A 26,996-nucleotide genomic window follows, 5' to 3' on the forward strand; every position below is an offset into this window, starting at 1 on the left:
GTGAGGCACCTTCAGGGAGGTGTCGCGCACCTCGCGCGCCTTCTCGCCGAAGATCGCCCGCAGCAACCGCTCCTCCGGGGTCAGCTCGGTCTCACCCTTCGGGGTGACCTTGCCGACCAGGATGTCACCGTCACGCACCTCGGCACCGATACGCACGATGCCACGCTCGTCCAGATCCGCCAGGACCTCGTCGGAGACGTTCGGGATATCGCGGGTGATCTCCTCGGCACCCAGCTTGGTGTCACGCGCGTCGATCTCGTGCTCCTCGATATGAATCGAGGTCAGCACATCCTCCTCCACGAGACGCTGCGACAAGATGATCGCGTCCTCGTAGTTGTGACCCTCCCACGGCATGATCGCCACCAACAGGTTCTTACCCAACGCCATCTCACCGTTCTCGGTGGCCGGGCCGTCGGCTAGGACGTCCCCGGCGACCACCCGCTGGTCCTCGTCCACGATGGGACGCTGGTTGGCGCAGGTGCCCTGATTCGTGCGGGAGAACTTCCGCAGCCGATAGCTGCGCCGCGTCCCGTCGTCGTGCGCGACGGTGATGTAGTCGGCCGAAACTTCCTCCACCACACCGGATTTCTCGTTGACGATCAGATCGCCGGCGTCGACGGCGGCTCGTCGTTCCATACCGGTGCCGACCAGCGGCGCCTCGGTGCACAGCAACGGAACCGCCTGCTTCTGCATGTTCGCACCCATCAGGGCGCGGTTGGCGTCGTCGTGCTCGAGGAACGGAATCATGGCGGTCGCGACCGACACCATCTGGCGCGGCGAGACATCCATGTAGTCGATCAGCTTCGAATCGACGAGCTCGACCTCGGAATTTCTGCGCCGCACCGGAATTCGCGCCTCGATGAAGCGTCCTGCCGCATCGAGTGGTTCGTTGGCCTGGGCGACGACGTGCCGGTCCTCCTCGTCGGCGGTCAGATAGTCGACCTCGTCGGTGACGACGCCGTCGACCACCCTGCGATACGGCGTCTCGAGGAAGCCGAACGGATTGACCCGCGCGTACACCGAGAGGTAGCCGATCAGGCCGATACTCGGCCCTTCGGGCGTCTCGATCGGGCACATCCGCCCGTAGTGGCTGTAGTGCACATCGCGGACCTCCAGCCCGGCGCGTTCCCGGCTCAGACCGCCGGGCCCCAACGCCGACAGCCGGCGCTTGTTGGTCAAACTCGCCAGCGGATTGCGTTCGTCCAGGAACTGCGACAGCTGGGAGCTGCCGAAGAATTCCCGCACGGCCGCCGTGATCGGGCGGATGTTGATCAAGGTCTGGGGGGTGATGGCCTCGACATCCTGCGTCGTCATCCGTTCCCGGACCACCCGCTCCATCCGCGAGAGCCCGATGCGGATCTGGTTCTGGATCAACTCGCCGACCGTGCGGACCCGCCGGTTGCCGAAGTGGTCGATATCGTCGACCTCGACCGGAACTTCCGGCCCGCCGGTCGCGGTCATCGTGGAATCGCCTGCGCGCAAACGCAACAGGTACTCGATGATGGTGACGATGTCGTCCTCGGTCAGCACGCGCGGACCGCCCGTGCGGCCGCCGTGCACCCCGAGTTTCTTGTTGATCTTGTACCGGCCGACCGCGCCGAGGTCGTAGCGGTTGTCCCGGAAGAACAGGTTTTCCAGCAGATTCTGCGCCGATTCCTTGGTCGGCGGCTCGCCCGGACGCAGCTTGCGGTGGATGTCGAGCAGCGCCTCGTCGGTGCCCGCGGTGTTGTCCTTGGCCAATGAGGTGGTCATGATCTCGGAGAATCCGAAGCGTTCGGCGATCCGTTCGCTGCTCCAGCCCAGCGCCTTGAGCAGCACGGTGACCGGCTGGCGACGCTTGCGATCGATACGCACACCGACGGTGTCGCGCTTGTCGACGTCGAATTCCAGCCACGCACCACGCGACGGAATCACCCGCGCCGAGTACAGCGTCTTCTCCGTGCCCTTGTCGATGGACTCGTCGAAATACACACCCGGCGAACGCACCAACTGCGACACCACCACACGCTCGGTGCCGTTGACGACGAAGGTGCCCTTGTCGGTCATCATCGGGAAATCACCCATGAAGACCGTCTGCGACTTGATCTCACCGGTGTTGTTGTTGATGAACTCCGCGGTCACGAACAGCGGTGCCGCGTAGGTCATGTCCTTGTCCTTGCACTCCTCGATCGAGGCCTTCACCTCTTCGAAGCGCGGATCGGAGAGGGTGAGCGACATGGTTTCGGAGAAGTCCTCGATGGGGCTGACCTCGGCCAGCACCTCGGCGAGCCCGCCGATCGGGTCGTCACCGCGCGCGGCCGCGCGCCGCTGCCATTCGGGCGCTCCGACCAGCCAGGCGAACGAGTCGGTCTGAACCTCGAGCAGCCCCGGAATCTCCAGGGGCTCGGTGAGTTTCGCGAACGAGAGTCGTTTCGAGATTGTCAAGGCGCGTCCTTCCAGCACCGCGCGCGGGCACGACATGGGTGACCGGCACGAGATCTGCTTGTCCTGTAGGGGCTGTATGCACAAATCCGCACCGGATGTCGTCCGAACATGCCTCGGCCGAACCGATGGTCAGCGACACGCAGATTGCATCGCTGTCCACGGCTGTTTCGTATTTCGAGAGTTGGCGGGCATCCGGGCTGCGGGAGGTCCCAAAGTACACCGCAAATAGAAGGTTGTCGAGAGCGCGACAAGAATAAGACACCGCATTATCGGTGTCTTCCCACTTCAATAATGGCAGCCGTATATGCGATTCGTCAAGTCGATTGTTCTCAGGGCCGGCGTGTCGCGGCGGTCATTTCACGCTTCCCGCCGTCAGGCCCGCGACCAGCCGCTTCTCGATGAGGACGAACAGCACGACCACCGGCACGATCCCGACGGTGGAGATGGCGAACACGTACTGCCAGGCGGTGTCGTATTGACCGACGAATTTCGTCAGTGCCACCGCGAGCGGCTGATTTTCCGGCGTGGTCAGTACCACCAGGCTCGCGGCGAATTCGTTCCAGCAGGAGACGAAGACGAAAATCGTCGCGGTGACAATTCCGGGCCATACCAGCGGTAGGCTGATTCGCAGCAGAATATGCGGCCGGGACAGTCCGTCGAGTTGCGCGGCTTCCTCGATCTGCACCGGAACCGAGGCGAAGAAGCTGTGCAGGATCCACACCGCGAACGAGAGGTTGAACGCCGCGTTCACCAGAATCATCGCGAACCAGGTGTCGTTGATGCCGACGGCGAAGAACTCCCGGATCAGACCCGTCACCAGCACCGCCGGCTGCAGCATCTGGTTGATCAGGACCGCGCCGAGAAAGGCGGTTCTTCCCGGAAAGTGCCGTCGCGCAGTGTAATACGCGGCCGGCACGGCCACGGCCAGCACCAGCAGCGTCGCGAGCACCGAGATGGCGAGCGTGCTGACGATATTGAACGGCAGTGGCGTTTCCGGGGTATGCCACATATCGGCGTAATTTCCGGGCCGCCACCGATGCGGCAGATAGGCCGGCGGGATGCGCAGGATCTCCGACCGGGGTTTCAGCGATCCGAGCACCATCACGAGGTACGGGACGAGAAACACAGCGGCGATCACCACGCCGACCACGGTCAGCCCCCAGCGCCGCTTCGGTTTCCGCGCGGTGCGCTCGCGGGTGGTCATGCGCCGGTGTCCGCGGTAGGCCGGACCAGTTTCACGTAGACCGCGATGATCACGGCGATCAGCGCGAAGTTCAGCACACTCATCGCGGCGGCGGTGGCCAGTTGCTGATTCTGCCGAATCAGCTTGTAGGTCAACGTGGTTGTGGTGTCGGCGGAGAATCCGGCGATACTGCCCGTCAGCACCTGCAGAATCGGCAGCGAATTGAAGACGTTGATGATGTTGACGACGGTGGCGACCGCGATCGCCGGACGTAGCTGCGGCAGCGTCAGATATCGGTAGCGTTGCCACGCCGACGCGCCGTCCACGCGGCCCGCCTCGCCCACTTCGTCCGGAATCGATTGCAGCCCGGCCAGAATCGTATAGGTGGTGAACGGAATCGACACGAAGACCGCGACCGCGATCGCCACCGCGAAGCCCGGCCCCGGCTCCTTGGTGAACCCGAAACCACGATCGAGCACCCCGATATCGACCAGGAGACGGTTGGCGAGGCCGACCTCCGGATCCAGCAGATAGGCGAAGACGCTCGTGGTCATGACCACCGAGGCCGCCCACGGCACCAGGATCGCCAGCCGGATCAGGGTACGGCCGGGAAAGTCGAGAGCGAGAAACTGCGCCAACGCCGCCGAGAACACCAGGGTGATCAGCACGACGGCGACCACCCAGACGACGGTGTGGGCGAGGACGCTGCCGAGTTCCTCGATGCCGAACAGCCGGCGGAAGTTGGCCGTCCCGGCGAAGCCGCGATCGCGCCCGTAAGGGCTGAGATCGCGGGTGCTGGTCCAGAGCATGTATCCGGCGGGAAACGCCACCACGGCGGCGATCAGGATGATCACCGGGCCGATCCACGGCAGGGCGCGGATCGCGGATCCCGCGCGGCCGCGTGGACTGCTCATGCTGCCGCCCGCGCGATGCGGCGCAGGACCTCCGCCGGGTCCGCGCCCTGGGCCACCGTGCCCATCTGCTGCCGGATCGCGCCCTGGACCGCGGCCCATTTCGGATCGGCGGAGGGATAGAAGCGGGCGACCGGCAGGGTGGCGGCGAAGGTTTCGGTCACCGGATCGTGGGCGAGTGCGCGAGCGCCGGAGGCGGTGATCGGGATGAAGTGCTCCGCCCGCACGAATTCCGGGTAGACCGCGGGCGAATAGAAATAGTTCAGGAACTGCCGGATCGCGGCCTGCTTGTTGCCGTGTTTGCGGAATGCCATCAGGTGGTCGGCGACGCCGAGCGTCACGGGCGCACCGGTTTTCGTCGGCGAGGGTGCGGTGGCGTAGCGCAGCGCCGGATTCTGCCGGTCGATCATGCCCAGCACCGGCGGCAGGCCTTCGATCATGCCGATCCGGCCCTGGACGAACGCATTGATCACGTCCTTGCGATCGGTGGAGCCCGGATTCGGCTGGGTGTCGCCCGCCGCGGCCAGGTCCGACATCGCTTGCACCCCTTCCCGGTTGGCGTCGGTGTCGACGGTGAGGGTCGCGCCGTCGGACCAGCTGCCGCCGGCGCCGAAGGTCCAGATCGACGTCTCGCCCTGCGCCTCCTCGCTGCCCAGCGGCAGGCCGTAACCGGAGATCCCGCCGCCGAGGGCCTGGATGCGATGCGCGTCCTCCCGCAATTCGGACCAGGTCCGTGGCGGGGCGGCGATGCCGGCGCGGGCGAACAGATCCGTGTTGTAGAACAGCGTGCGCGTCGAGGCGAACAGCGGTAGCGCCCACTGGGTTCCGTCGATGGAGGCGTTGCGGGCGAATCCGGGATCGATGTCGTGCAGCACCGCCGGATCGGCGATATCGGTTGCCGGATAGAGCATGTCGTCGGTCGCGTACGCGGAGTAGGCGTCGATCCCGAGAATGTCAGGTGTGGTCGTCACCGCCTGGAGATCAGTGCGCACCACCTCGTTGATCGCATCCCACGATTCGACCTGAAGGTGGATCGTGATCTGCGGATTCCGGTCGCGAAAGCCCGCGATGATCGCAGTCCATTCCGCGCGGGTCGCGTCGCTGTAGGCGGGCACCAGCAGCGCCAGGGCGTTGGGGTCGGAATCGTCGGTGCTGCGGCCACGGAAGCCGCAGGCGGCAACGGCCACCGACAGCACGACGAGAAGCGCGGCGATCGCGAACGCACCGCGCGGCCGACCGGACACCAGCGTCAACCTTCCCCTTCGTACAACCGTCACCCGCGGCATTCGCAAGGCATCGGCGGATGCCGGAGGGTAGGCACCGGTCCGGCTCGTCCGAATCTAACCGGGGCGGTGGTCGCGCGGGACGATTCGCGGGAAAGTCGGTGTGGGAAGGTCGGCGCAGATAGGTCGGTGCAGAGCACAGTTGACATGATCGAATCGCGGTCCGATTCTGAGACCGTGCCGCCCTCCACCGAGAGCTCGGATCGCACGCATCCGCCCCGGCCCCACCTGGCCGCCGAGGTGGCCACTCAACCCGACGATTGGGCGTGGGCCGCGGCGGTCGCGGCGGAGCACCGCACGCTGTTGCCGCGCCCCGGTGAGCGGGTGGCGGTCGTCGGCTGCGGCACCTCCTACTTCATGGCCTGCGCGATCGCCGAACTCCGGGAATCGGCCGGACACGGTCTCACCGACGCGTGGCCGGCGAGCGCGGTGCGCGGCGGCCGTGATTACGACTGCTATCTGGTGATCTGCCGTTCCGGTACCACCACCGAGGTGGTCGACGCGATGCGGGCGATGCCTGCCAGGGTGGCGCGCACCGTGATCTGCTCCAGTACGGGGACGCCGGTCCTCGAGCTCGCCGAGCCGATCCTCATCGACGCGGTCGACGAGCGTTCGGTGGTCCAAACACGCTTCGCGACAACGGCTCTCGCGATACTTCGATGGCATCTGGGGCAGGATCTGGCACCGGCGATCGACCAGGCGCGCGCCGTGCTGGCCGAGGCCGCCGAATCGAGTGTGCCGGCCGCGCTGCGGCATGCGGAGCAGATCACCTTCGTGGGAACGGGTTTCGCCGCGGCGCTGGCCGACGAGGCGGGGTTGAAATTGCGGGAATCGTGCCGGGCCTGGGCCGAAGGGTATCTCGCGACCGAATACCGGCACGGTCCCATCAGTATCGCGGCACCCGGTCGTGCGGTGTGGGCGCTGGGACCCCTCGCCGCCGGGCTGCGTGACGACATCGCCGCTACCGGAGCACATCTCGAACATCGCGATATCGACCCGATGGCCGAACTCGTGCGCGTGCATCGGCTGTGCCTGCTGCGGTCCGCGGATCTGGGGCTGGATCCCGACCATCCGCGCGGGCTGCGGCGATCGGTGATCCTGCGATGACCGAAGCGGGGGAACTCGATGCGGTCCTCGCCATGGATGTCGGCGGTACCACGATCAAGGCCGAGATCAGCGACTCTCGCGGCCGGGTCGCGGCCGCCGCGACGGTGCTCACCCCGCATGGTGAGCGGGCCTTCGACGCCATGGCCGCGCTGGGCGACCGCTTGCTGGCCGAGATCTCCTCCGACACGCGGGCCGGCCTGCGTCGCGGGGCGATCGCACTGCCGGGCATCGTGGACGCGGCACGGTCACTGGCGGTGTTCAGCGGCAATATCGGCTGGCGGGATGTGCTGGTGGGCAACCGTTTCCGAGACCGGTGGGGATTTCCGGTGCTGATCGAACACGATGTGACGCTGGCCGGCTGGGCGGAGTGGCGCCTGGGCGCCGGGTGCGGCGCCGACGATGTCCTTGTGGTGAATCTCGGCACCGGAATCAGCGGGGCACTGGTCGTCGCAGGGCGGCTCGTGCGCGGAGGCGCCGGGCAGGCCGGTGAATACGGGCATATTCCGGTGCGGCGCGACGGGCGACGCTGCTCCTGCGGAAATATCGGGTGTGTGGAAACCGTGGCCTCGGGGCCGGCCGTCGCACGGGCCTACCGCGAGCGCACCGGTCGCGACATCGACAGCGCCGAAGCCGTTTTCGCGGCGTTGCCGGGCGACGCGGACGCACGAGCGGTGATCGACGACGCGCTCGACGCACTGGCCGATGGTCTGGTCGGGGTCGTGCACGCGGTCTGCCCGCGGCGCATCGTGATCGGTGGCGGGCTGGCGGGCGCCGGGCCGGTGCTGATCGAGGGACTGCGCGCGCGTCTGGACCGGCTGGTGCGCGTGGCGCCGGTTCCACAGGTCGTCACGGGTGCGTTCGGTGTGCGGGCCGGGCTGGTGGGCGCGGCCCGGTACGCCCGGCTGGGGGTCCTCGAATGACCGATGAGCAGCCGGTGCTTCGCGGCCGCGTGGTCACCTCGGCCGGGGTCGTCGACGATGCGGTGCTCGAGGTGTCCGACGGCCGCATCGAGGCGGTGCGGCCCCTCGCGCAATGGACGTTCGGCAATCGAGGCGCCGAACCGCCGCCGCATCGGGGGACATTGCTGCCCGGTCTGGTCGACATCCACAACCACGGCGGCTTCGGCCACCGATTCGACACCACCGATCCCGAACAGGCGCGCGCGGCGGCGCGCTATCACCATCGGCAGGGGGCGACGACGGTGCTGGCGAGCATCGTGACCGCCGCGCCCGACACGATGGTGGCCCAGGTCGCGGCGCTGCGCGAGGTGGCCGCGGACGGTGAGATCGCCGGAATTCACGTCGAAGGACCGTTTCTTTCCGCACAGCGGTGTGGTGCGCAGGATCCCCGCTACCTCCTCGACCCCGATCCCGAACTGATCCGGCGGCTGCTCGCTGCCGCGGACGGACAGCTGCGCGTGATGACGCTGGCGCCCGAACGCCCCGGATTCCGCGCCGCCGCGCAGCAGCTCGCCGAACACGGCGTGGTGGTGGCGCTCGGCCATACCGACGCCGGTTACGAACTGTTCCGAGAAGCGTTGGCGCCCAACGGCTCCGGTACCCTCGTCACACACCTCGCCAATACGATGGCACCGCTGCACCATCGCGCGCCGGGCGCGGTCGCCGCCGCGCTGGTGAGCGCTGCCGCCGGTGATGTGGTGGTCGAAGTTATCGGAGACGGCGTGCACCTCGAATCCGGCTTCGGTGCACTGGTTTTCGTGACGGCTCGGCACCGCGTGGCGCTGGTGACCGATGCCATGCAGGCGGCCGGTCTGCCCGACGGAGACTACCGTCTCGGCCCGCAGGCGGTCCGCGTGGAAGCGGGAGTGGCGCGGGTGCCCAGCGGCGCCCTGGCCGGAGGTACCGCGACGCAATTGCAGTGCCTGCGCTGGGCGGTGTACGAATGCGGTGTGGATCTGGTCGACGCGGTGCGCGCGGCGGCGACCACGCCCGCGGCCGCGATCGGCGCGACGGCCGTCGGTGATCTGCGGCCCGGAATGTTCGCCGATGTGCTGGTGGTGGATTCGGATCTGGAGTTGCGTGCGGTGCTGCGGCGAGGACAGTGGTTGAGGTGATCCTCACCGTGACGCTGAACCCGGCCTACGACATGACCTATCGCGTCGAGAACTTCGAATCCGGGCGGGCGCATCGGGTTTCGTCGGTCGAGCAGCGCGTCGGCGGTCAGGGCATCAATGTCTCCCGCGTGCTGAATCAGATCGGGAAATATTCGCGCGCAACCGGTTTCGCCGATCACATGTTCTCCGCCGCCGCCGAACGGGAACTGCCGGTGGACTTCGTGCACGCGCTGCCGTGGGTGCGGCGCACGGTCGTGATCAGCGACAGTCACGACGGCTCGGCGACCTCGCTGTGGGAGCCGGGGGCACGTCTCACCGATCTCGATGCGGTGGATCAACTGCTGGTGCGAGTGAGGGGACTGGCCGGTGAGGCCGGCGGCATCGTCGTCTCCGGATCGCTACCGGGCGGCGTACGCGCGTCGCTGCCCGCCGACCTGGCCCGCATCGGGATCGACGCCGGAGTTCCGGTGATCTGCGATGTGGACGGGCTCGCCCTCGCGGCCGCCGCCCGGGTGCCGGGCGTGATCCTCATGCCGGACCTCGAGGAACTCGCGGGCCTGACCGGGACGCACCCGGTCACGACCGAGGAGGTGGCCGCGGCGGCCGCCGCGCTGGTGGGCGCCGGCGCCGCAGCGGTGATCGTGACCCGGGGCCCGGACGGCATGGTCGCGGTGACACCGGACGGCGCGTGGTCGGCCGCTCTGCCCGAGCCGTTGTCCGGCAATCCGATCGGTGCCGGTGATGCCGCGGTCGCCGCCGTGATCGCCGGGCTGGCCGGACCCGACCGGCCGGAGTGGCCCGCGATACTCGCCGACGCGGTCGCCACCTCGGCGGCCGCGGTGGTGATGGCCGTGGCCGGCGAGATCGACCTGTCGCTGCGGCAGCGGATGCTCGCGGAGGTCGTGGTCGAGAAGCTCGCCGATCCGCACGGCGACTGCTGACACTGCCGGGCTCGGCGCACGGATTTCGCCGCGCCGCGCATATGCGGAGGCCGGGGTGGCGCAGAGCGGTACATTGCGAACGGGCTTTGTCGTTGTCCGCGCGCCGTGGGATGTTCGGTGCCCGGATCGCCGAAACAGAGGATCGCCGAAACAGAGGATCGTCGAACCGGAGTTCCGGAAGAGGTGAGCTGATGCCCGACCCCGCACCAGACCCCGCTGCCGCCCCCGAGCCGGTCCCCGACACCGGCACCGACTCGAGCCCTGGCCGCGCCCCCGAGTCCGCTCCCGACCCGGTCGCCGCACCGCCGGCCGACGACGTATCGGTCTACCGGATGCCCTTCCCGGTCCGCGCGGCGCAGGTACTCGCGCTCGGTCTGGCCGCGGTCGGCGTCGGCTGCACCGTCACCGCAGGCTGGTTGTCCGGCTCGCACGTCGCACTGATCACCGGGCTGTCGTTCGTCGCGAGCTGGGTGTTGGGCGCGGTCGCCCTGGCCTTCGGCGCCGTGGGCGCGAGCATCCGGATCGCCGCGGTCCTCCTCGCGGTGCTCAACGCACTGTGGACGGTGCCCTCGATCGTCGTGGGCCGCCCGCCCGGCTGGCTGGGGCCCGTGGTCTCGGTACTGGTCGCCGGGTTGCTGCTGCGACGTTCGGCCCGCGACTGGTTCGAACCCTAGGGCCGACGCGTCGATCAGGAGGCGGCGGCGGTGGCGTGCGCGGGGGTCCGGCTCGAACCCGCGGACCGCACCGCGAGCAGTTCGGCCGCGATCGCCACGGCATGTTCCATCGGGGTGCGGGCGCCGACGTCGAAGCCCGCCGGGGCGTGCAGCCGGGACAGTGTCTCGGCGCCGAATCCGCCGGCCTGCAACGCCTCGAGCCGATGGTCGTGTACCGAATGCGAGCCGAGCGCGCCCAGATAGCCCAGCTCGGGTAGCCGCAGCGCGATGGTGAGCAGGGGGATCTCGAACTTCGGGTCCTGGGTCGCGGCGACGATTGCGGTGGTGCGGTCGATGGCCCCCGCGCCGGCCTGGGCGTTCAGATAGCGGTGTGGCCAGTCCACCACCACCACCTCTGCGCCCGGGAACGACGCGGGAACAGCGAAGGCCTCGCGCGGATCGCAGATGGTCACGCGATAGCCGAGCAGCCGGGCCTGCGTCGTCAACGCGGCCGCGAAGGTGTTGGCGCCGAAGATGATCAGCCGCGGGGGCGCGGTGTGGGAGGAGACGAACACATCCGATTCCGGCAGTGACACCAGCTCGGTGTTGTGCCGGCGGTCGGTGACCAGATGCTGGCCGATCACCTCCGGATCGCTGTGCCACACGACGGTGAACACCGTGACCGGCTTGTGCCGCGCGATATCCCCGGCCACCGCGGCGAATTCCGGAAAGTCGTTGCGCGAGAACGGTTCTACGAACACGTCGATGGTCCCGCATTCCGCGCTCACCTCGAATCCGGAGGTCGCGTCGAAGCGCCGCAGCTCCCGGTGGCCGGTGCGCGCGGCCTCCACCGCGGCCTCGTAGACGGCCGCCTCGTAGCAGCCGTCGGAGACCGATCCGTGCACGCCGCCGTCGGGGTCGACGAGCATCGCCGAGCCCACCGGTAACGGGGAGCTTCCGAAGGTGCGGACCAGGGTTGCCAGGCCGCCCGTGCGGCCGCTGTGCCAGACCCGTAGCAGGTCCTCGACGATGTCACGCATCACATGCTCCCGATCAGCGTGCGCGAGTGGGCGGGCCCGCCGGTCGCAGCGTCCCGTCGCCAGATCGTCACACGTGAGGGCCACGATAACCGCTCCGGTGCGTGTCGTCGTGTCGGCGATGGGAATTCCCCGACGGGCACCGACCGGCGGGCGAATCCGGTTGTGACATAGCACAACCGAATAACCGACCGGGTTGTACCGTCAGGCGAACAAGCCGCGAACGAACGGCAACGAATCGACCAGTGAGGCGTTCACCGTGCCGCTGTGGTCGGTGGGATAGACCCGGAAGGTCAGCGGCTGCCGGTTGGCGGTCAGAACCCCCGCGTAGCGCAGTGTCTCCGGGGTGATCACGTCGGTGTCGCGCAGACCCTGCCCCATGAAAATCGGCCTGTCGTAACCGGTTTCGGGCAAGCCGAGGTAGCCGGCCAGCAAACCGTGCAGATTCGGAATCTGCGACAACGGGCGGGTGAACAGATCGCCGATCACCACGCCGGCGGCGGCCAGATCGTCCCCGAGGGGCGTGAGACATTCGTCCTTCGCGCGGTCGAGCCAGTTCCGGCCGGAGTCGTTCAGGAACGATTCGATGCCGAGCTCCGGGAATGTGGTGCGCAGGCCGTTCAGGATGTAGAGAACGTATCCGGTGGTGTGCGGGCTCAGCTTCACCGGCGGAACGCCCGGGCCCAGCGGCATCAGGATGTCCTCGATGTAGGCCGGTACGCCGGTGCCGACACCGCCCCGGTAATCGAGGTCGGGCCCGCCGAACTCGGTGGCGTAGCGCGCGGTGAACATCGCCGCGCCGCCGCCCTGCGACTGGCCGATCACGACCCATTTGCGCGACAGCTGCGAGTAGTGGCCGACGGCCGCCCGCACGGCGTCGACCACGTTGTGCGCCTCGACGACGCCGTTGAGGTACGGGTGATCGCCGGGGGTGCCGAGGCCGGCGTAGTCGGCGGCCACGATCGCATAGCCCTGCTTCAGCCAGGTGCCCAGATAGGCCCAGTCCCGCTCCACGGCGCCGGGGCCGGCGATGCTGTAGGCGCAACTGTCGCCGAGGCCGACCGTGCCGTGCGCCCAGGCGACGACCGGCCAGCCGCCGGCCGGGGCGGGTCCCGGCGGGAAGTACACCGCGGCGCTCGCGACCGTCGGCTGGTTCCCGACCGTGCTCGTCGTATAGAGAATGCGCTGGGAATCCACGGAGCCGGGCAGCGTCGCCGCCGCCGACAGTGGCTCCACCGACTGCACCGCCGGCGTGTCCGCCGCGGCGCCGGGCGCCTCGATCACGGCGGCCGTCACGGCCAGTGCCAGGGAGCAGGCGACGCCCGCGACCGCCGTCCACAGTGTGCGCATCGTGTTCCTTTCCGGGTTCCGGTGCCGACCCCCGGGGCACGACGATCAGTGTCGCAGCCGGTCGGCCGAGCCGTTGAGGTATGTCCGAATCGTACGGAGCCGGGAGTGGCGCGGCGCACACCGAGGGCCGCCGCCCGCCCTTGTGAAGGTCCTCACACTCGGCAATGCGTGCTCCGGAATCGTCGCGGTGGTAAGGCTCACTGAAACAGTACGAGCGTTACGTAAAACCGCATGTCAGGCCTACTCGCCAGTAGAAGTTCGGCGTGCAATTAACAGGCAAATTTTGCAGACTTAGCAAACACCCCCGCAAAGCTAGCGGAGATTCACACTTGCAACAGGTAGACGGCGATTTTTAGTTGTGCCATCGTGTGGAAGTACACCCGATGGGCATAGCAACCCTGCAAATTGCCGCTCCAGCAGAGTCTGGACATCGCGACCCGTAGTCGGCGCGGATGTTCGGCGAGCGGGGCAACCGAGACCGAACGAAGAAGTGGAGTCATCAGATGTCGAACGTCGGCACCCCGAAGACCGCTGCGGAGATCCAGAAGGACTGGGACACCAACCCGCGCTGGAAGGGCATCACCCGCGAGTACACGGCCGAGCAGGTCGTGCAGCTGCAGGGCAATGTCGTCGAGGAGCACACGCTTGCCCGCCGGGGTGCGGAGCTGCTGTGGGAGGGCGTCAACGCCGAAGGCGAGTACATCCACTCGCTCGGCGCTCTGACCGGTAACCAGGCCGTGCAGGCCGTGCGTGCCGGCCTGAAGGCCATCTACCTGTCCGGTTGGCAGGTCGCCGGTGACGCGAACCTCTCCGGCCACACCTACCCCGACCAGTCGCTGTACCCGGCCAACTCGGTGCCGTCGGTCGTGCGCCGCATCAACAACGCGCTGCTGCGCGCCGACGAGATCGCCAAGGTCGAGGGCGACACCTCGGTCGACAACTGGGTCGTGCCGATCGTGGCCGACGGTGAGGCCGGCTTCGGTGGCGCGCTGAACGTCTACGAGCTGCAGAAGGCCATGATCGCCGCGGGTGCCGCCGGTACCCACTGGGAGGACCAGCTGGCGTCGGAGAAGAAGTGCGGCCACCTCGGTGGCAAGGTGCTGATCCCCACCCAGCAGCACATCCGCACCCTGACCTCGGCTCGCCTGGCCGCCGACGTCGCCGGCGTCCCGACCGTCGTCATCGCCCGCACCGATGCCGAGGCCGCCACCCTGATCACCTCCGACGTCGACGAGCGCGACCGTCCGTTCATCACCGGTGAGCGCACCGCCGAGGGCTTCTACCACGTCAAGAACGGCATCGAGCCCAGCATCGCGCGTGCCAAGGCCTACGCCCCCTACTCCGACCTGATCTGGATGGAGACCGGTATTCCGGACCTGGAGGTCGCCCGCAAGTTCGCCGAGGGCGTCAAGTCCGAGTTCCCGGACCAGCTGCTGGCCTACAACTGCTCGCCGTCCTTCAACTGGAAGGCGCACCTGGACGACGCCACCATCGCGAAGTTCCAGCGCGAGCTGGCGGCGATGGGCTTCAAGTTCCAGTTCATCACCCTGGCGGGCTTCCACTCGCTCAACTACGCGGCCTTCGACCTGGCCTACGGCTACGCCCGCGAGGGTATGACCGCCTTCGTCGACCTGCAGGAGCGCGAGTTCAAGGCCGCCGCCGAGCGTGGCTTCACCGCCATCAAGCACCAGCGTGAGGTCGGTGCCGGCTACTTCGACACCATCGCCACCACCGTGGACCCGAACACCTCGACGGCGGCCCTGAAGGGCTCCACCGAAGAGGGCCAGTTCCACTGAGCTACGCAGTCGCCCCTTTCGGGCGACGGTGACGTGAGTCGGCGGCGGCAGCTGTCGCCGCCGACTTCGCACCACCCGACATGGGCCCTTCTGCAACGAGGACCCGCAGCCCTTCCCGTCGAACAGCCCCGGCGGGGAGGGCTTTTCCCTTAGACCACCCCGCTGACGACGTACCCCACCAAAATTCGATACGAGACAACTGATTTCGTAAGAACATGGGTAACTCATCGGGTACACCCAGAACCGGTTTGGCACCCGACGCAACAACGGATGCACGACTACCGCGGCACCCAGCCGCCCGCAAAAATTCCGGAGAGGCGGAACAGTGAGCAGCAGCGAGAAGATTCAACGCGTCGGAGTCATCGGCGCCGGACAGATGGGCGCCGGAATCGCCGAGGTCTGCGCCCGGGCGCATGTCGATGTGCTCGTGTTCGAACAGACCCGGGAACTGGCCGCCGCCGGCCGCGCCCGCATCCTGCGATCCCTGGATCGCGGTGTGAGCAGCGGCAAGATCACCGAGCGCGAGCGCGAACAGGCCGCCTGGCGGCTGCGGTTCACCTCCGACCTCGGTGACTTCGCCGACCGGCAGCTGGTCGTCGAGGCCGTCGTGGAGAGCGAAGACGTCAAGACCGCGATCTTCAGCGAACTCGACAAGGTCGTCACCGACCCCGACGCCGTGCTGGCCTCCAACACATCCTCGATTCCGATCATGAAGATCGCCGTCGCCACCAACAACCCCGAGCGGGTCGTGGGCATGCACTTCTTCAACCCGGTGCCGGTGCTGCCGCTCGTCGAACTCGTGACCACCCTCAAGACCAGTGAAGCCGTGTCCGCGCGCGCCGAAGCCTTCGCGGGTGAGGTCCTCGGCAAGCAGGTCGTGCGCTCCGCCGACCGCTCCGGCTTCGTCGTCAACGCGCTGCTCGTGCCGTACCTGCTCTCGGCCATCCGCATGGTCGAATCCGGTTTCGCCACCAAGGAAGACGTCGACAAGGCGATGGTGCTCGGCTGCGCCCACCCCATGGGCCCGCTCGCCCTGACCGACCTGGTGGGCCTCGACACGGTGAAGTCGATCGCCGACTCCATGTACGCCGAATTCAAGGAGCCGCTCTACTCGGCGCCGCCGCTGCTGATGCGCATGGTGGAGGCCGGGCTGCTCGGAAAGAAGACGGGGGCGGGCTTCTACCAGTACAACCGGGGGTAAGCCGCAGTTTTCGGCCTCGCTCCCGCTCGGCGTGTTCGCGGCCCCCAGGGCTCGCCGTTCGGGCACCGCTGCTGGCTCCTTCGTCGCCTGCGCAGCGGCACTACCCGAACGGCGGGCCGGCCGCGAACGCTCGCTCGTACGCCTCGCTCCGTGCTGGGTGGCGAGGGAGGTGTCCTCCGGTTCCTGTTGCTGATCGAAGGACGCGAGCGGCGCGGATCCGATATCCCCATCCACAACTTCATCCACACACCGGCTGTACCCACCGCCTCGCACGGCGGGTATCACCGTTACCGGGCATAAGCTGCAGTGAGGTCCTCGACCGCAGCTCGAAAGGGAGTCCCGCTCATGGTCAACGTCACCGACGGTTTCGGATCGAGCATCCTGGGTTACCCGCGGATCGGTCCGCACCGGGAGCTCAAGCGTGCACTGGAGTCCTACTGGCACGGCACCCTCTCGCGCGAGGAGTTGCTCGCGGTGGGGCGCGACATCCAGGACACCCAGTTCTCCGAGCTCGCCGCGACGGGACTGACCCAGGTACCCGGTAACACCTTCTCCTTCTACGACCACATCCTCGACAACGCGCTGCTGTTCGGCGCGGTGCCGAAGCGGTTCGAGCCCTATCGCGAGGAACTGCATCCGCTCGACTTCTACTTCCTGATGGCGCGCGGGCGGCCGGATCTGCCGCCGCTGGAGCTGGTCCGCCTGTTCGGCACCAACTACCACTACCGTCAGCCCGAACTCGACGCCGATACCGAATTCTCGCTGCATCCCGAAGCCTTGCTGGAGGAGTGGGATCGGGCGATGGACCGCGGTATCGAACTGCGGCCGGTGGTGCTGGGACCGTTGTCGCTGCTGCTGCTGTCGAAGGCCGGGCAGGTGCCGGGCGAGACCGAATTCGACAAGCTGACCCTGCTGGACAAGCTGCTGCCGGTCTACGAACAGCTGCTCGAGATCCTGGCCAAGCGCGGTTCCACCTGTGTGCAGTTCGACGAGCCGTGCTTCACCAGTGAGCGCACCCCGGAGGAACTGGCCGCGTTCGAGCGCGCCTACCAGCGACTGTCGACGTCCGCGCTGCGTCCGCGCATCCTCGTCACCGGCCAGTACGGCGATTTCGGTGAGGCCGTGCGGATTCTGGCCGGTACCGCGGTGGAGGCGATCGGGCTCGACCTGGCCAGCCACCGCATCCGGCCCGAGGAACTCGCCGAGATTCCCGGAATCCGGCGCAAGCGGCTCTACGCCGGCGTGATCAGCGGCACCAACGTCTGGCGTGCCGACCGGCTGGTCACCCTCGAATACCTCAACGCGCTGTCGAAGGTGTGCCCGGACCTCGTCGTGTCCACCGGGACCACGTTGCTGCACGTGCCCTACGACCTGCTGGTCGAATACGACATCGAGGGCAACGTCGCCGACCGCCTCGCTTTCGCGAAACAGAAAGTGCTCGAGGTGGTTTCGCTGGCGAAGGCACTGACCGAAGCGCATCGGGGCGGGGAAGGGGGCGAGACCGCGGCGAAGTGGGCCAAGCGGCCGACCTCGGTGCACTTCAAGCAGAAACATGCTGTGCGGCAACGGGTTTACGCGGTGACGCCGCAGATGCGTGAGCGCGAACCGTACGAGGTGCGCGCGAAGGCGCAGCGGGAGCGGCTGAATCTGCCGCTGGTTCCGGCGACCACGCTCGGCTCCTTCCCGCAGACCGACGCGGTGCGCCAGGCCCGCTACGACCTGGGCGAAGGCCGGTTGTCCTACGAGGAGTACCGCAAGCGGATCGAGGCCGAGATCGAGTCGACCATCCGCCTGCAGGAGGACATCGGCCTCGATGTGCTCGTGCACGGGGAGCACGAACGCAACGACATGATCCAGTACTTCGCCGAACTGCTCGACGGTTTCGCGACCACCCACTTCGGCTGGGTGCAGGTCTACGGCTCGCGGTGTGTGCGGCCGCCGATCATCTACGGTGACGTGTCGCGGCCGAAGCCGATGTCGGTGGAGTGGATCACCTACGCGCAGTCGCTCACCGACAAACCGGTGAAGGGCATCGTGACCGGTCCGGTGACGATGGTGGCCCGCTCGTTCGTGCGCCAGGACCAGCCGCTGTACGAGACCGCCGATCAGGTGGCGCTCGCGATCCGCGACGAACTGGCCGATCTCGAGAAGGCCGGCGTGGCGATCATCCAGGTCGACGAACCGGCGGTGCGCGAGCTGCTGCCGCTGCGGCCGGACGGGCGCACCGAATATCTGCGCTGGGCGGTCAACGCGTTCCGGCTGGCGACCTCCGGGGTGCGGCCCGACACCCAGATCCACACCCACATCGCGTATTCGGCCCGCTCCGAAATCGTGCGTGCCATCGAGGAACTCGACGCCGACGTGACCGCCATCGTCGCGACCCGCTCGCTGGAATGGGTGCTCAAGGCGCTGACCGAGGATGTCGAGGAAGGGCACGGCCTGAGCCACGGCGTGGGCCCGGGTGTGTACGAGAGCCGTTCGGCGCGGATTCCGGATATCGACGAGATCGACGAATTGCTCACCGCCGCAGCCGAAGCCGTCACGCCGCAGCGGCTGTGGGCGAATCCGGACGGCGGTTTGAAGACCCGCCACTACTGGCAGCTGGACCCGTCGCTGCGCAATATGGTCGCCGCGGCCCGCCGGGTGCGTCGCCGGGCGGAAGCGGCCGAACACAACCCCGCCGCCGAATAGGTCCCTGCCCGAACAGGTTCTGCCGCTGCGCAATCCGCATCGCCCGGGTGGTTCGCCACCCGGGCGATCGCGTCCGCGGGCAACCGCGGCGCCCGGAGCCCGGGCGAAATTCACAGCCGTTGCCGAGGATTCGCTCGCCCGGAGTGCGTTAGCCTACGACTACTGTTTCGAGATCAGGAGAACCGCTCATGGGTATGTTCGACCAGCTCAAGGATGCCGCCGGCAAGGCGGCCGACCTGGCGGCCAAGAATGCCGACAAACTCGACCCGGTGATCGACAAGGTCGGCGATCTGGTCGACAAGCAGACCGGCGGCAAGTTCGAGAAGCAGGTCGACGCCGCGCAGCAGGCGGCGAAGAAGGCACTGCACGAGCAGACCGGGAAGTAGTCCACGCACAGGTGGTACACGGGCGAAGGCCACGCCCGGCTCCGCGCCGGACGTGGCCTTCGTGCTGTGCGAATCAGTGCCGGCCGAACAGCAGGGCCATCAGAGTCGCCATCGTGTCATCGGCCTTCTGGGTGCGGTCGAAGGTCGTCAGGGCGAGCAGCGACGGGAAGCGCTGCCGCGCGACGGCGTGGGCGTAGGTGAATTCGCGCAGTCCGTCGGGGCCGTGGATGCGGCCGAAGCCGGAGTCGCCGACACCGCCGAAGGGCAGTGAGGGAATCTGCGGGAACGTGAAAACCGCGTTGACGCTGACCATTCCGGTGCGCAGCCGGTCGGCCAGTTCCCGCCCGCGCGCCTTCGAGTACACCGCCGCGGACAGGCCGTACCGGCTGTCGTTGGCGCGGGCGACCGCGGTATCCATATCGGGTACCTTCGCGACGGTCAGGGTGGGCCCGAAGGTTTCCTCGGTCACCGCCGGGGCGTCCTCGGGCACGTCGACCAGCACGGTCGGCTGCACCACCTGCCCGACGATGGAGTCGACGCCGCCGGTCAGCGCCCGCCCGCCGCGCGCGACGGCGTCCTCGATGTGGCGGCGGATCACGTCGAGCTGCTTGGGCATCGTGATGGGGCCGATCTTGGCGCCCGGATCATTGCCCGCGCGTTGCTGTTTCGCCTTCGTCACCAGGGTCTCGAGGAAGCTGTCGTAGACGCGCTCGTGCACGTAGACCCGTTCGGTGCCGATACAGGACTGGCCGGCATTGGCCATTCCGGCCCACAGCGCGGCGTCGGCCGCGGCGTTCAGATCGGCGTCGGCGTCGACCAGCAGCACATCCTTGCCGCCGCATTCGGCGACCAGCGGCGTGAGGCTCTCGGCGCAGGCGGCCATCACCTTCTTGGCCGTCGCCGTGGAGCCGGTGAAGGCGATCTTGTCCACGCCCGAACGGCACAGCGCCGCACCGGTCGCCCCCTCGCCCGTAACGAGTTGCAGCACAGGTTGTTCCGGCACGATCTCGGCGAACATGTCGACCAGCCAGCGACCGACGCCGGGAGAGTATTCGCTGGGTTTGAACACCACGGCATTACCCGCCGCCAGCGCGTAGACGATCGAACCCAGCGGCGTGAACACCGGGTAGTTCCAGGGGCCGATCACGCCGATGACGCCGAGCGGCTTGTACTCCACCGACGCCGCCTGATTGATCGTGAGCAGCCCCACCCGGGCGCTCCTGCGGCCCAGCACCTTCGGCGCGTTGCGGCCCGCCCACTTCAGATGGTCGAGACTCAGCGCCACCTCCAGCGCGGCATCGGAGTACGGCTTGCCGGTCTCGTCGTGCATCACCGCGGCCAGCTGCCGCATCCGCCGGGCCAGCAGTCCCGCGAATCCGGCCAGGCGCCGGGCCCGTTCGGCGTAGCCGAGGGCCGACCACCATGCGTATGCCGTGCGGGCGCGGGCGACCGCCGCCTCGATATCGGCCTCGGTGTGGATGGGGTAGGTGCCCACCACGTCGCCGGTGCCGGGATCGCGCACATCGAAGGTGGCATGCGTGTCGATCTCACCGATCTCGTTCACGGTCGTCATCGGGTGGCCTCCTTGGTAGCGGTGCCGGTGCTGGACGACGGGGTGCGGCCGCGGATCAGATCGGCCGCCTTCTCACCGATCATGACGGTCGGTGCGTTGGTGTTGCCGCGGACGATGCGGGGCATGACCGACGCGTCGACCACGCGCAGACCGCTGACGCCGTGCACGCGCAGTTCGGGATCGACCACCGCCGCCTCACCGTTGCCCATGGCGCAGGTGCCGACCGGGTGGAAGAGGGTCTGGGTCCAGCGTGCGATGTGGGCGCGCCAGCCGTCCTCGTCGATGTCTTCGGCGTGTTCGGGCAGGTAGGAGCGATCGAGGTGGGCGGCCAGCGGCTGCTGCCGCGCGATCTCGAGCAGTTGCCGGCAGCCCGCGAGCAGGGCGTCCGCATCGCGCGGGTCGGAGAAGTAGGCCGGATCGATCTCCGGCTTCCACATCGGGTCGGCCGACCGCAACCGCAGCCGGCCGCGGCTGTGCACGTCGACCAGCGTCGGCCCGGCGGTGAACATCGGAGCGATGTTCTCGTGAAAACCGTTGTCGTAGAAGGCCGTCGGGGCGACGTGGTACTGGATGTCGGGCCCTTCGAGTCCCTCGCGGGTGCGTACGAATCCGCCGCCCTCGCCGACATTGGAGGTCAGCGGCCCGCGGCCGAGTGCCTGCCACTGCGCGAGCCGGAACGGGGTCTCGAAATCGGCGAGATCGGAGACGCCGCGGGTGCGCCACAGGATCGGGGTGACCGGATGGTCGTGCAGATTCTCGCCGACGCCGGGCAGGTCCACCACCACATCGATGCCGAGTTCGCGCAGATGCGCCGCGGGCCCGATGCCGGAGAGCATGAGCAGCTGCGGCGAATTGACCGCACCGCCGGACAGCAGCACCTCGGCCTCGGCGTGCACGGTGTGCTCGCTGCCGTGGCGGCGATAGGTGACGCCGAGCGCGCGGTTCCCGTCCAGCACCAGCGCGGTGGCGTGCGCCTCGGTCCGCACGGTCAGATTCGGCCGGTCCAGTGCCGGGCGCAGATAGCCGTCGGCGGTGGACCAGCGGCGGCCGTGGCGATGGGTGACCTGGTAGCGGCCCACGCCCTCCTGCGTCGCGCCGTTGAAATCGTCGGTGCGCGGTATGCCCGCGGCCACGGCGGCGGCGATCCAGGCATCGGTCAGTTCGTGGGTGAAGCGGCGGTTCTCGACGTGCAGCGGGCCGTCGGTGCCGTGATACGGCGAACGCAGGCCGGTATTGGTCTCCGACCGCAGGAAATAGGGCAGGACGTCCTCGTAGCTCCAGCCGACCGCGCCGAAGTCGCGCCGCCAGGCGTCGTAGTCGGCGCGGTTGCCGCGGATGAAGATCATCGCGTTCATCGACGAACAGCCGCCCAGCGCCTTCATCCGCGGCCAGTACGCGCGCTGACCGCCGAGATGCTTCTGCGGTGTGGTCTCGTAGCGCCAATCCCATTGGGTGCGAATCAGTTTGCCCCACGCCGCGGGTATCTTGATCTCGTCGGCCCGGTCGTCGGGACCGGCCTCCAGCAGCAGGACCGAGATCTGAGGATCCTCGGTGAGGCGGTGGGCGAGGACGCAACCCGCGCTCCCCGCTCCGATGATGATGTAGTCGAACGATTCACGGTCGGGCACGCGAAGACCTCCAGCACGGTTACCGAACACCGACACGGATCCGGCCGGGCCGACCTGCGGTTATAGCGGCAGGGACCGTCCCGGACCCGGTTCCAGAGTCGACCTTACGCTGTGTGGGGCGGCCGGGAGCGGAGTTCGGCGGTCGCGAATCGGGGCCGGCCGCGGCGGGTCCGGCTGCCGAGCGCACGCAGTGTCGTGTCGCCACCGAATAGCAAGATGCACAGGCGATTACAGAGCTCTTCCGCGCATGTCGACCGGGTCGTGACCCCGAGACCTGTCCGCCGTGCTGCGGCCGGCTCCTGAGCCGGCCTTCTCGGCGTGCGCGAGGGTGGGCGGGTCCGGACCACGGCACGTAGGATTCGGCCGGACCCGCGAACCGGCCCGGGTGGCGTCGCCGCCCGGCGCGCATGCGGTCGGGCGGAGATACCGGCGAACGGCAGGAGGGCCGTGATGGGTGGTTCGTTCCCCCGGGGTGGCAGGCGACGGATCGCTCGGTGCGGCCGGGGCGGTGCGAACGGGCCCGCCGGTGTCGCGAGTGTGGGCGTTCTCGCCACGGTGTGGATCGGTGCTGCGGCCGTGCTTCCGTACGCGCTCGCTCCGGTGCACGCCGAGGCGCCCGGTTGCCCGGCCTCGTCGGTGGAACAACTGCTGCCCGCCACGGCTCCGCTGCTGGATTTCGCGGAGAACCTCGGCTACGACGCGCAAGGCAACCTCTGGGTATCGCGCGTCTTTCGTAATGTGGTGCAGCGCTACGACTCCGGTGGGCGGGTGACCGCGGAGGTGCCGGTGGATGCGCCCGGTGCGATCCGGCTCGGGCCCGACGGTGCGCTGTACGTGGTCTTCGGTGACTCGTCGGCCGGACTGCTGCCCGGCGCGCATTCCTCCGGCGTCGTCCGGTTCGATCCCGGCGCCGACCGTCCGGTGCCGCAGGTCTACGTGTCCGGTCTCGGCATGGCCAACGGCGCGACGTTCGACGGCGCGGGCACCCTGTACGTCGCCGATACCGCGCACGGTGTGGTGAAGGTGCGGCCCGGCGGCTCCGTCGACGCCGACTGGACCGCGCGCGCCGCGGCATCCGGGGTGAACGGCATTGTGCTGCAGGGTGATTCGCTCTACGCGACGCTTTATCAGAGTCTCGACGGCCGCGTCGTCCGCATCCCCGTCGACGCTCCGCAGGCGCAGACGACCGTCGCCTCGGTGACCGTCGGTGCGCTCCCGCTGACCGCCCTGCCCGACGATCTCACCGTGGGTCCGGACGGCATGCTCTACGTCGCGACCACGACCGGCCGCGTGGTCCGCGTCGACCCGAACACCGGCGGGGTCTGCACGGTCGCCGACCTGGGTGTGCCGGCCACCTCGGTCTCGAAGGTCCCCGCCGACGATCGCGCGCTGCTGGTCACCACGGGCGTGGGGAGTGTGCTTCGTGTGGTCCTCGGCGCGTGAGGTTCGTCGTGCCGGTGTGTCTTTGACCGGATGCCGGCCCGCGTGACCGGCGCGAGTCGTCGACGACCGCGGCCGCACCGGTGGCTACAGCATCGGGGCGAGGGCACGTAGACCGGCGACGAGCTGCTCGGCCGAGGGCGCGGACTTCGGGTCCAGCAGCCACTGGACGAGCAGGCCGTCGAGCAGCGTCCAGAGCAGCACCCCGATCGGGCCGCCATCGTCCTCGATATCCCTGTCGGGCAACAACATTCGAGTCAGCGCGACCTTCCCCTCGCGCTGTTTGGCCGTGATGTCGGCCTTCACCTCACCGGAATGCAACGCCTGCGCGAGACTCTCGATATTGGCCGCCCACAGCGCACGCTGCTCGGTGAAGGTGGCGGTGAGGCGGCCGAGGAAGGTGAGCAGCCGCTGCGCCGGTTGCGGTTCGCTGCTCTCGGCGAGCACGTCGAGGATCTGCTGTACGGCCTCGGCGGACGATTCGATCATGGCCTGCGTGAGCAGGGCGTCGCGGGTGCCGAAGTGGTAGTTGATCGCGGCCAGGTTGCTGCCCGAGGCGGCGACGATATCGCGCACCGTGGTCCGGGCATAGCCGCGTTCGGCCAGGCAGTGTTTGGCCGCTGAGAGCAGATCCTCACGTGTTCCCACGTCGGCAGGGTAGCAAGCGCTCGCTGACGTATGTTTCAAACATATGTTTGTGACAATTGTTTGAAACGGATGTATGGTTCTCGGTGTGATCTCCGAATCGTCCGAGAGGTGCCAGATGGTCACGCAACGTCCGATATCGCCCTTCGAGTCGGGTTACTTCCAGGAACACGCCACCTTCGGTTCCGTGCCGGTCGGCGGGATGGCGCTGTTCATCGGGTCGACCGTGGAAGGAGAATTCGACACCGACCTGCTGCGCACGGTGCTGGCCGAACTGGCCGCCGAGCATCCGCTGCTCAGCTGTCGCCGAGTCGACGACGCCGGGGTGCCGGTGCTTCGTCATGTCGAGGGCTACCGCCCCGCGGTCACCGAAAGTCCCGGTGGCGACATCGAATACGTCGATTTCGTCAACCAGCCGCAACCGTGGGACGACGGCTTGTTCTTCGCGCGGGTGTTCCGCGAGGACGACCGGACCCGCGTCGTGCTCGTCGTCCATCACGGAATCACCGACGGCCGTTCGTCTTTCGCGCTGCTGGACGAGATGTGGCGGCGCTATACCGCGCATCGCCGGGGCGCGCCGATGCCGGTGCACGCGAATCACGAACTGCCGCAAGCGGTGGACGAGCGCCTCGCCGCGGTCGTCTCCGAGGCGGAGGTCGGCGAATTGCTCGCGGCGATGCGCACGATCATCGGTGAGCCGCCCGCGCGCTTGCCGCGCGACGGCACCGCGGGCTCGGGGCGCGGTCTGTTCGTCGCCGAGCGGATCGAGCTGGAACCGGAGGTGACCGCGGCCTTCGCCGCCGCGGCGCGCTCGGCCGGAATCGGGGTGAACGCCTTGCTGAGCGGGTGTGCGCTGGTCGCGGTCCGGGCCGAACTGGGCGGCGTCGGCGCACTGCCGATGGTCTGCGGTTATGCCGCCGACATGCGGGCCGCCCTGGATCCGTGGCTGCCCGACGAAACGGTGCTCAACTGCGCCTCGGGCTGGGGCACGCTACTGGCGGTGGCCGAATCCGCCGATCCGTTCGACCTGGGCAGGGTGGTACATGCCGACGTCCGCGCGGCCCTGGAGCGTCACGACCCCGCGCGTCTGGCTTTGGCGGGCAGATATATTCGCGACGAGGCGACTGCCCGGATGCTCGCGGAACAGCCCAGTATCGCGCTGTCGAACATCGGCCGGGTGCCGGACCACATCGTCCCCGCCGGGGTGCGGCTGGTGCGCGACAGCCTGCTCGCCATGGGGCCCGGGATGCCACCCAAGCTGACCGCGTTCACCCTGGGCGACCGGTTGACGGTGCAGGTCGAATACGACACCAACGATCACAGCCGTGCCCAGATGGGCCGGGTGCGCCGCAATCTCGCGGAGTTGCTGCACCGTACCGCCGGCCGCGGGGGAGCGTTGTCCCCTGATCGCGCGGGAGCATTGTCCGCCGACAGCCCGGCTGCGTCGTCCGCCGGCCGCGCGGCAGTGTCGTCCATCGATCGCCCGGCAGTGTCGCCCGCCGACCGCGGGGCTGCGTCGTCCGCCGGCGGCTCGGCACCGCTCTCCGCCGACGGCACAGCACCGCCCTCCGGCGACGACGCCGAGCGCGCGGACGCCGGCGTCGCCGCGAAATTCACATGGTGGCGGCGTCGATGACGAACCGGTACCGCACATCGCTGGCGACCACGCGCTCGTAGGCCTCGTCGATGCGGTCGGCGGAGATGACCTCGATTTCCGCGCCGATCCCGTGTTCGGCGCAGAAGTTCAGCATCTCCTGGGTTTGCGGGATGCCGCCGATGTTCGAGCCGGCCAGCGACCGGCGGTTGCCGGTGAGAGTGAAGGGGCGCACCGCGAGGGGCTGGTCGGGCAGGCCGAGGATCACCATGGTGCCGTCGAGGTTCAGCAGGCGCATATAGGTGTCGATCGGCAGATCGGCGGAGACGGTGTTGAGGATCAGGTCGAACCGGTTGCGCAGGTCGCGGAAGATCTGGCGGTCGGTGGTGGCGTAGTAGTGGTGCGCGCCGAAACGCCGGCCGTCGTCCTCTTTGCTCAGCGAATGGCTCAGTACCGTCACCTCGGCGCCCATCGCGGCGGCGATCTTCACTCCGACATGGCCCAGCCCACCCATGCCGATGATCGCCACCTGCTTGCCCGGGCCCGCGTTCCAGTGCCGCAGCGGTGAGTACAGCGTGATGCCCGCGCACAGCAGCGGCGCGGCCTCGTCGAGCCCGATGCCCTCCGGAATGCCGACCACGAAGCCCTCGGTCACCACCACCTGGGTCGAATAGCCACCCAGGGTGTAGCCGCCGGCCTGGATCTCCTCCGGGACGGTGCCGTTGTAGGTCATCGTGGCGCCACGCACGCAGTACTGCTGCTCACCGGCCAGGCACGGCTCGCACTGCCCACACGAATCGACCATGCAGCCCACGCCGACCCGGTCGCCGACCGCGAACTTGGTCACCTCCGGGCCGACCGCGGCGACCAGGCCGGCGATCTCGTGGCCCGGGACGCAGGGGTACCTGGTGCCGTGCCACTCGTTGCGGGCGGTGTGGATGTCGGAGTGGCAGATGCCGGCGTACTTGATGTCGATCAGCACGTCGTGCGGGCCGAGTGCGCGGCGTTCGATGGTGGTCTTGGCGAACCCGCCGTCGGGCGCGGAAACGGAATACGCGGCAGCTGTGGTCATGCGTTCA

Annotated in this window: 21 protein-coding genes; 11 read left to right on the forward strand and 10 right to left on the reverse strand. The window is 68.4% G+C overall.

Annotation, left to right across the window (positions count from 1 at the left end):
- The 4 genes from rpoB to NA3_RS29330 all read right to left on the reverse strand — a co-directional run.
- A partial coding sequence (rpoB, locus tag NA3_RS29315; RefSeq protein WP_233427339.1) for a DNA-directed RNA polymerase subunit beta occupies positions 1-2,424 on the reverse strand: 2,424 nt, incomplete at its 3' end.
- A gap of 352 nt (positions 2,425-2,776) precedes the next feature.
- Positions 2,777-3,628: a carbohydrate ABC transporter permease gene (locus tag NA3_RS29320; RefSeq protein ID WP_062967139.1), complete on the reverse strand. Its 852-nt coding sequence runs from the start codon at positions 3,626-3,628 to the stop codon at positions 2,777-2,779.
- Positions 3,625-4,521, reverse strand: coding sequence for a carbohydrate ABC transporter permease (locus tag NA3_RS29325; RefSeq protein WP_062967141.1), 897 nt, complete (start codon positions 4,519-4,521; stop codon positions 3,625-3,627). Before NA3_RS29325 ends, NA3_RS29320 begins: the two co-directional genes overlap by 4 nt.
- A complete protein-coding gene (locus NA3_RS29330; RefSeq protein WP_063917816.1) occupies positions 4,518-5,762 on the reverse strand; it encodes an extracellular solute-binding protein in 1,245 nt (414 codons plus the stop codon). Before NA3_RS29330 ends, NA3_RS29325 begins: the two co-directional genes overlap by 4 nt.
- Positions 5,763-5,978: 216 nt before the next feature.
- Here NA3_RS29330 and NA3_RS29335 point away from each other — a divergent pair, with 216 nt between their 5' ends.
- The 5 genes from NA3_RS29335 (at position 5,979) to NA3_RS29355 (ending at position 10,597) form a co-directional block, all read left to right on the forward strand.
- Positions 5,979-6,908, forward strand: a complete 930-nt coding sequence (locus NA3_RS29335) for an SIS domain-containing protein (protein ID WP_062967291.1) — start codon at positions 5,979-5,981, stop codon at positions 6,906-6,908.
- Positions 6,905-7,828, forward strand: coding sequence for an ROK family protein (locus NA3_RS29340; protein WP_062967143.1), 924 nt, complete (start codon positions 6,905-6,907; stop codon positions 7,826-7,828). The genes NA3_RS29335 and NA3_RS29340 overlap by 4 nt, the downstream gene beginning before the upstream one ends.
- Positions 7,825-8,982, forward strand: a complete 1,158-nt coding sequence (gene nagA / locus NA3_RS29345) for an N-acetylglucosamine-6-phosphate deacetylase (protein WP_062967144.1) — start codon at positions 7,825-7,827, stop codon at positions 8,980-8,982. Before NA3_RS29340 ends, nagA begins: the two co-directional genes overlap by 4 nt.
- Complete coding sequence (locus NA3_RS29350; protein ID WP_062967146.1) at positions 8,979-9,923, forward strand: hexose kinase; 945 nt, start codon at positions 8,979-8,981, stop codon at positions 9,921-9,923. The genes nagA and NA3_RS29350 overlap by 4 nt, the downstream gene beginning before the upstream one ends.
- Before the next feature lie 191 nt (positions 9,924-10,114).
- Positions 10,115-10,597 (forward strand): hypothetical protein, encoded by a 483-nt coding sequence (locus NA3_RS29355; RefSeq protein WP_062967148.1) that lies wholly within the window; start codon positions 10,115-10,117, stop codon positions 10,595-10,597.
- 14 nt (positions 10,598-10,611) lie between these two features.
- On the opposite strand, the gene NA3_RS29360 is transcribed toward NA3_RS29355, so the two are convergent.
- Together NA3_RS29360 and NA3_RS29365 are read right to left on the reverse strand one after the other, a co-directional pair.
- Positions 10,612-11,616, reverse strand: coding sequence for an XdhC family protein (locus tag NA3_RS29360; RefSeq protein WP_062967150.1), 1,005 nt, complete (start codon positions 11,614-11,616; stop codon positions 10,612-10,614).
- Between the two features lie 201 nt (positions 11,617-11,817).
- The gene (locus NA3_RS29365; RefSeq protein ID WP_062967152.1) at positions 11,818-12,963 is read right to left on the reverse strand and encodes a lipase family protein; all 1,146 of its coding nucleotides are present in this window, start codon (positions 12,961-12,963) and stop codon (positions 11,818-11,820) included.
- A 503-nt stretch (positions 12,964-13,466) separates the two neighbouring features.
- On the opposite strand from NA3_RS29365, the gene aceA reads away from it, so the two are divergent.
- The 4 genes from aceA (at position 13,467) to NA3_RS29385 (ending at position 19,037) form a co-directional block, all read left to right on the forward strand.
- Complete coding sequence (aceA, locus tag NA3_RS29370) at positions 13,467-14,759, forward strand: isocitrate lyase (RefSeq protein ID WP_062967154.1); 1,293 nt, start codon at positions 13,467-13,469, stop codon at positions 14,757-14,759.
- A gap of 325 nt (positions 14,760-15,084) precedes the next feature.
- Positions 15,085-15,960 (forward strand): 3-hydroxybutyryl-CoA dehydrogenase, encoded by an 876-nt coding sequence (locus NA3_RS29375; RefSeq protein WP_128145607.1) that lies wholly within the window; start codon positions 15,085-15,087, stop codon positions 15,958-15,960.
- Between the two features lie 345 nt (positions 15,961-16,305).
- Entirely contained in the window at positions 16,306-18,651 is a 2,346-nt protein-coding gene (gene metE / locus NA3_RS29380; protein ID WP_062967156.1) for a 5-methyltetrahydropteroyltriglutamate--homocysteine S-methyltransferase, read from the forward strand.
- Between the two features lie 188 nt (positions 18,652-18,839).
- Positions 18,840-19,037, forward strand: a complete 198-nt coding sequence (locus NA3_RS29385) for an antitoxin (protein ID WP_062967158.1) — start codon at positions 18,840-18,842, stop codon at positions 19,035-19,037.
- A 73-nt stretch (positions 19,038-19,110) separates the two neighbouring features.
- Here NA3_RS29385 and NA3_RS29390 read toward each other — a convergent pair whose 3' ends face one another.
- The gene (locus NA3_RS29390; protein WP_062967160.1) at positions 19,111-20,610 is read right to left on the reverse strand and encodes an aldehyde dehydrogenase family protein; all 1,500 of its coding nucleotides are present in this window, start codon (positions 20,608-20,610) and stop codon (positions 19,111-19,113) included.
- On the reverse strand, positions 20,607-22,238 hold the full coding sequence (locus tag NA3_RS29395) for a GMC family oxidoreductase (protein WP_062967162.1): 1,632 nt from the start codon (positions 22,236-22,238) through the stop codon (positions 20,607-20,609). The genes NA3_RS29390 and NA3_RS29395 overlap by 4 nt, the downstream gene beginning before the upstream one ends.
- Before the next feature lie 537 nt (positions 22,239-22,775).
- Between NA3_RS29395 and NA3_RS29400 the strand changes: the two genes are divergently transcribed.
- A complete protein-coding gene (locus NA3_RS29400) occupies positions 22,776-23,681 on the forward strand; it encodes an SMP-30/gluconolactonase/LRE family protein (protein WP_062967164.1) in 906 nt (301 codons plus the stop codon).
- Between the two features lie 84 nt (positions 23,682-23,765).
- Here the strand turns inward: NA3_RS29400 and NA3_RS29405 are convergent, their stop codons facing one another.
- On the reverse strand, positions 23,766-24,326 hold the full coding sequence (locus NA3_RS29405; RefSeq protein ID WP_062967166.1) for a TetR/AcrR family transcriptional regulator: 561 nt from the start codon (positions 24,324-24,326) through the stop codon (positions 23,766-23,768).
- 115 nt (positions 24,327-24,441) lie between these two features.
- Here NA3_RS29405 and NA3_RS29410 point away from each other — a divergent pair, with 115 nt between their 5' ends.
- On the forward strand, positions 24,442-25,959 hold the full coding sequence (locus NA3_RS29410; protein WP_167355063.1) for a phthiocerol/phthiodiolone dimycocerosyl transferase family protein: 1,518 nt from the start codon (positions 24,442-24,444) through the stop codon (positions 25,957-25,959).
- Here NA3_RS29410 and NA3_RS29415 read toward each other — a convergent pair.
- On the reverse strand, positions 25,937-26,989 hold the full coding sequence (locus tag NA3_RS29415) for an NAD(P)-dependent alcohol dehydrogenase (RefSeq protein ID WP_062967170.1): 1,053 nt from the start codon (positions 26,987-26,989) through the stop codon (positions 25,937-25,939). The two genes, NA3_RS29410 and NA3_RS29415, sit on opposite strands and share 23 nt — an antisense overlap.
- Positions 26,990-26,996 lie beyond the last annotated feature (7 nt).

The organism is Nocardia africana NBRC 100379 (assembly GCF_001612635.1).
GTDB lineage: Bacteria > Actinomycetota > Actinomycetes > Mycobacteriales > Mycobacteriaceae > Nocardia > Nocardia africana.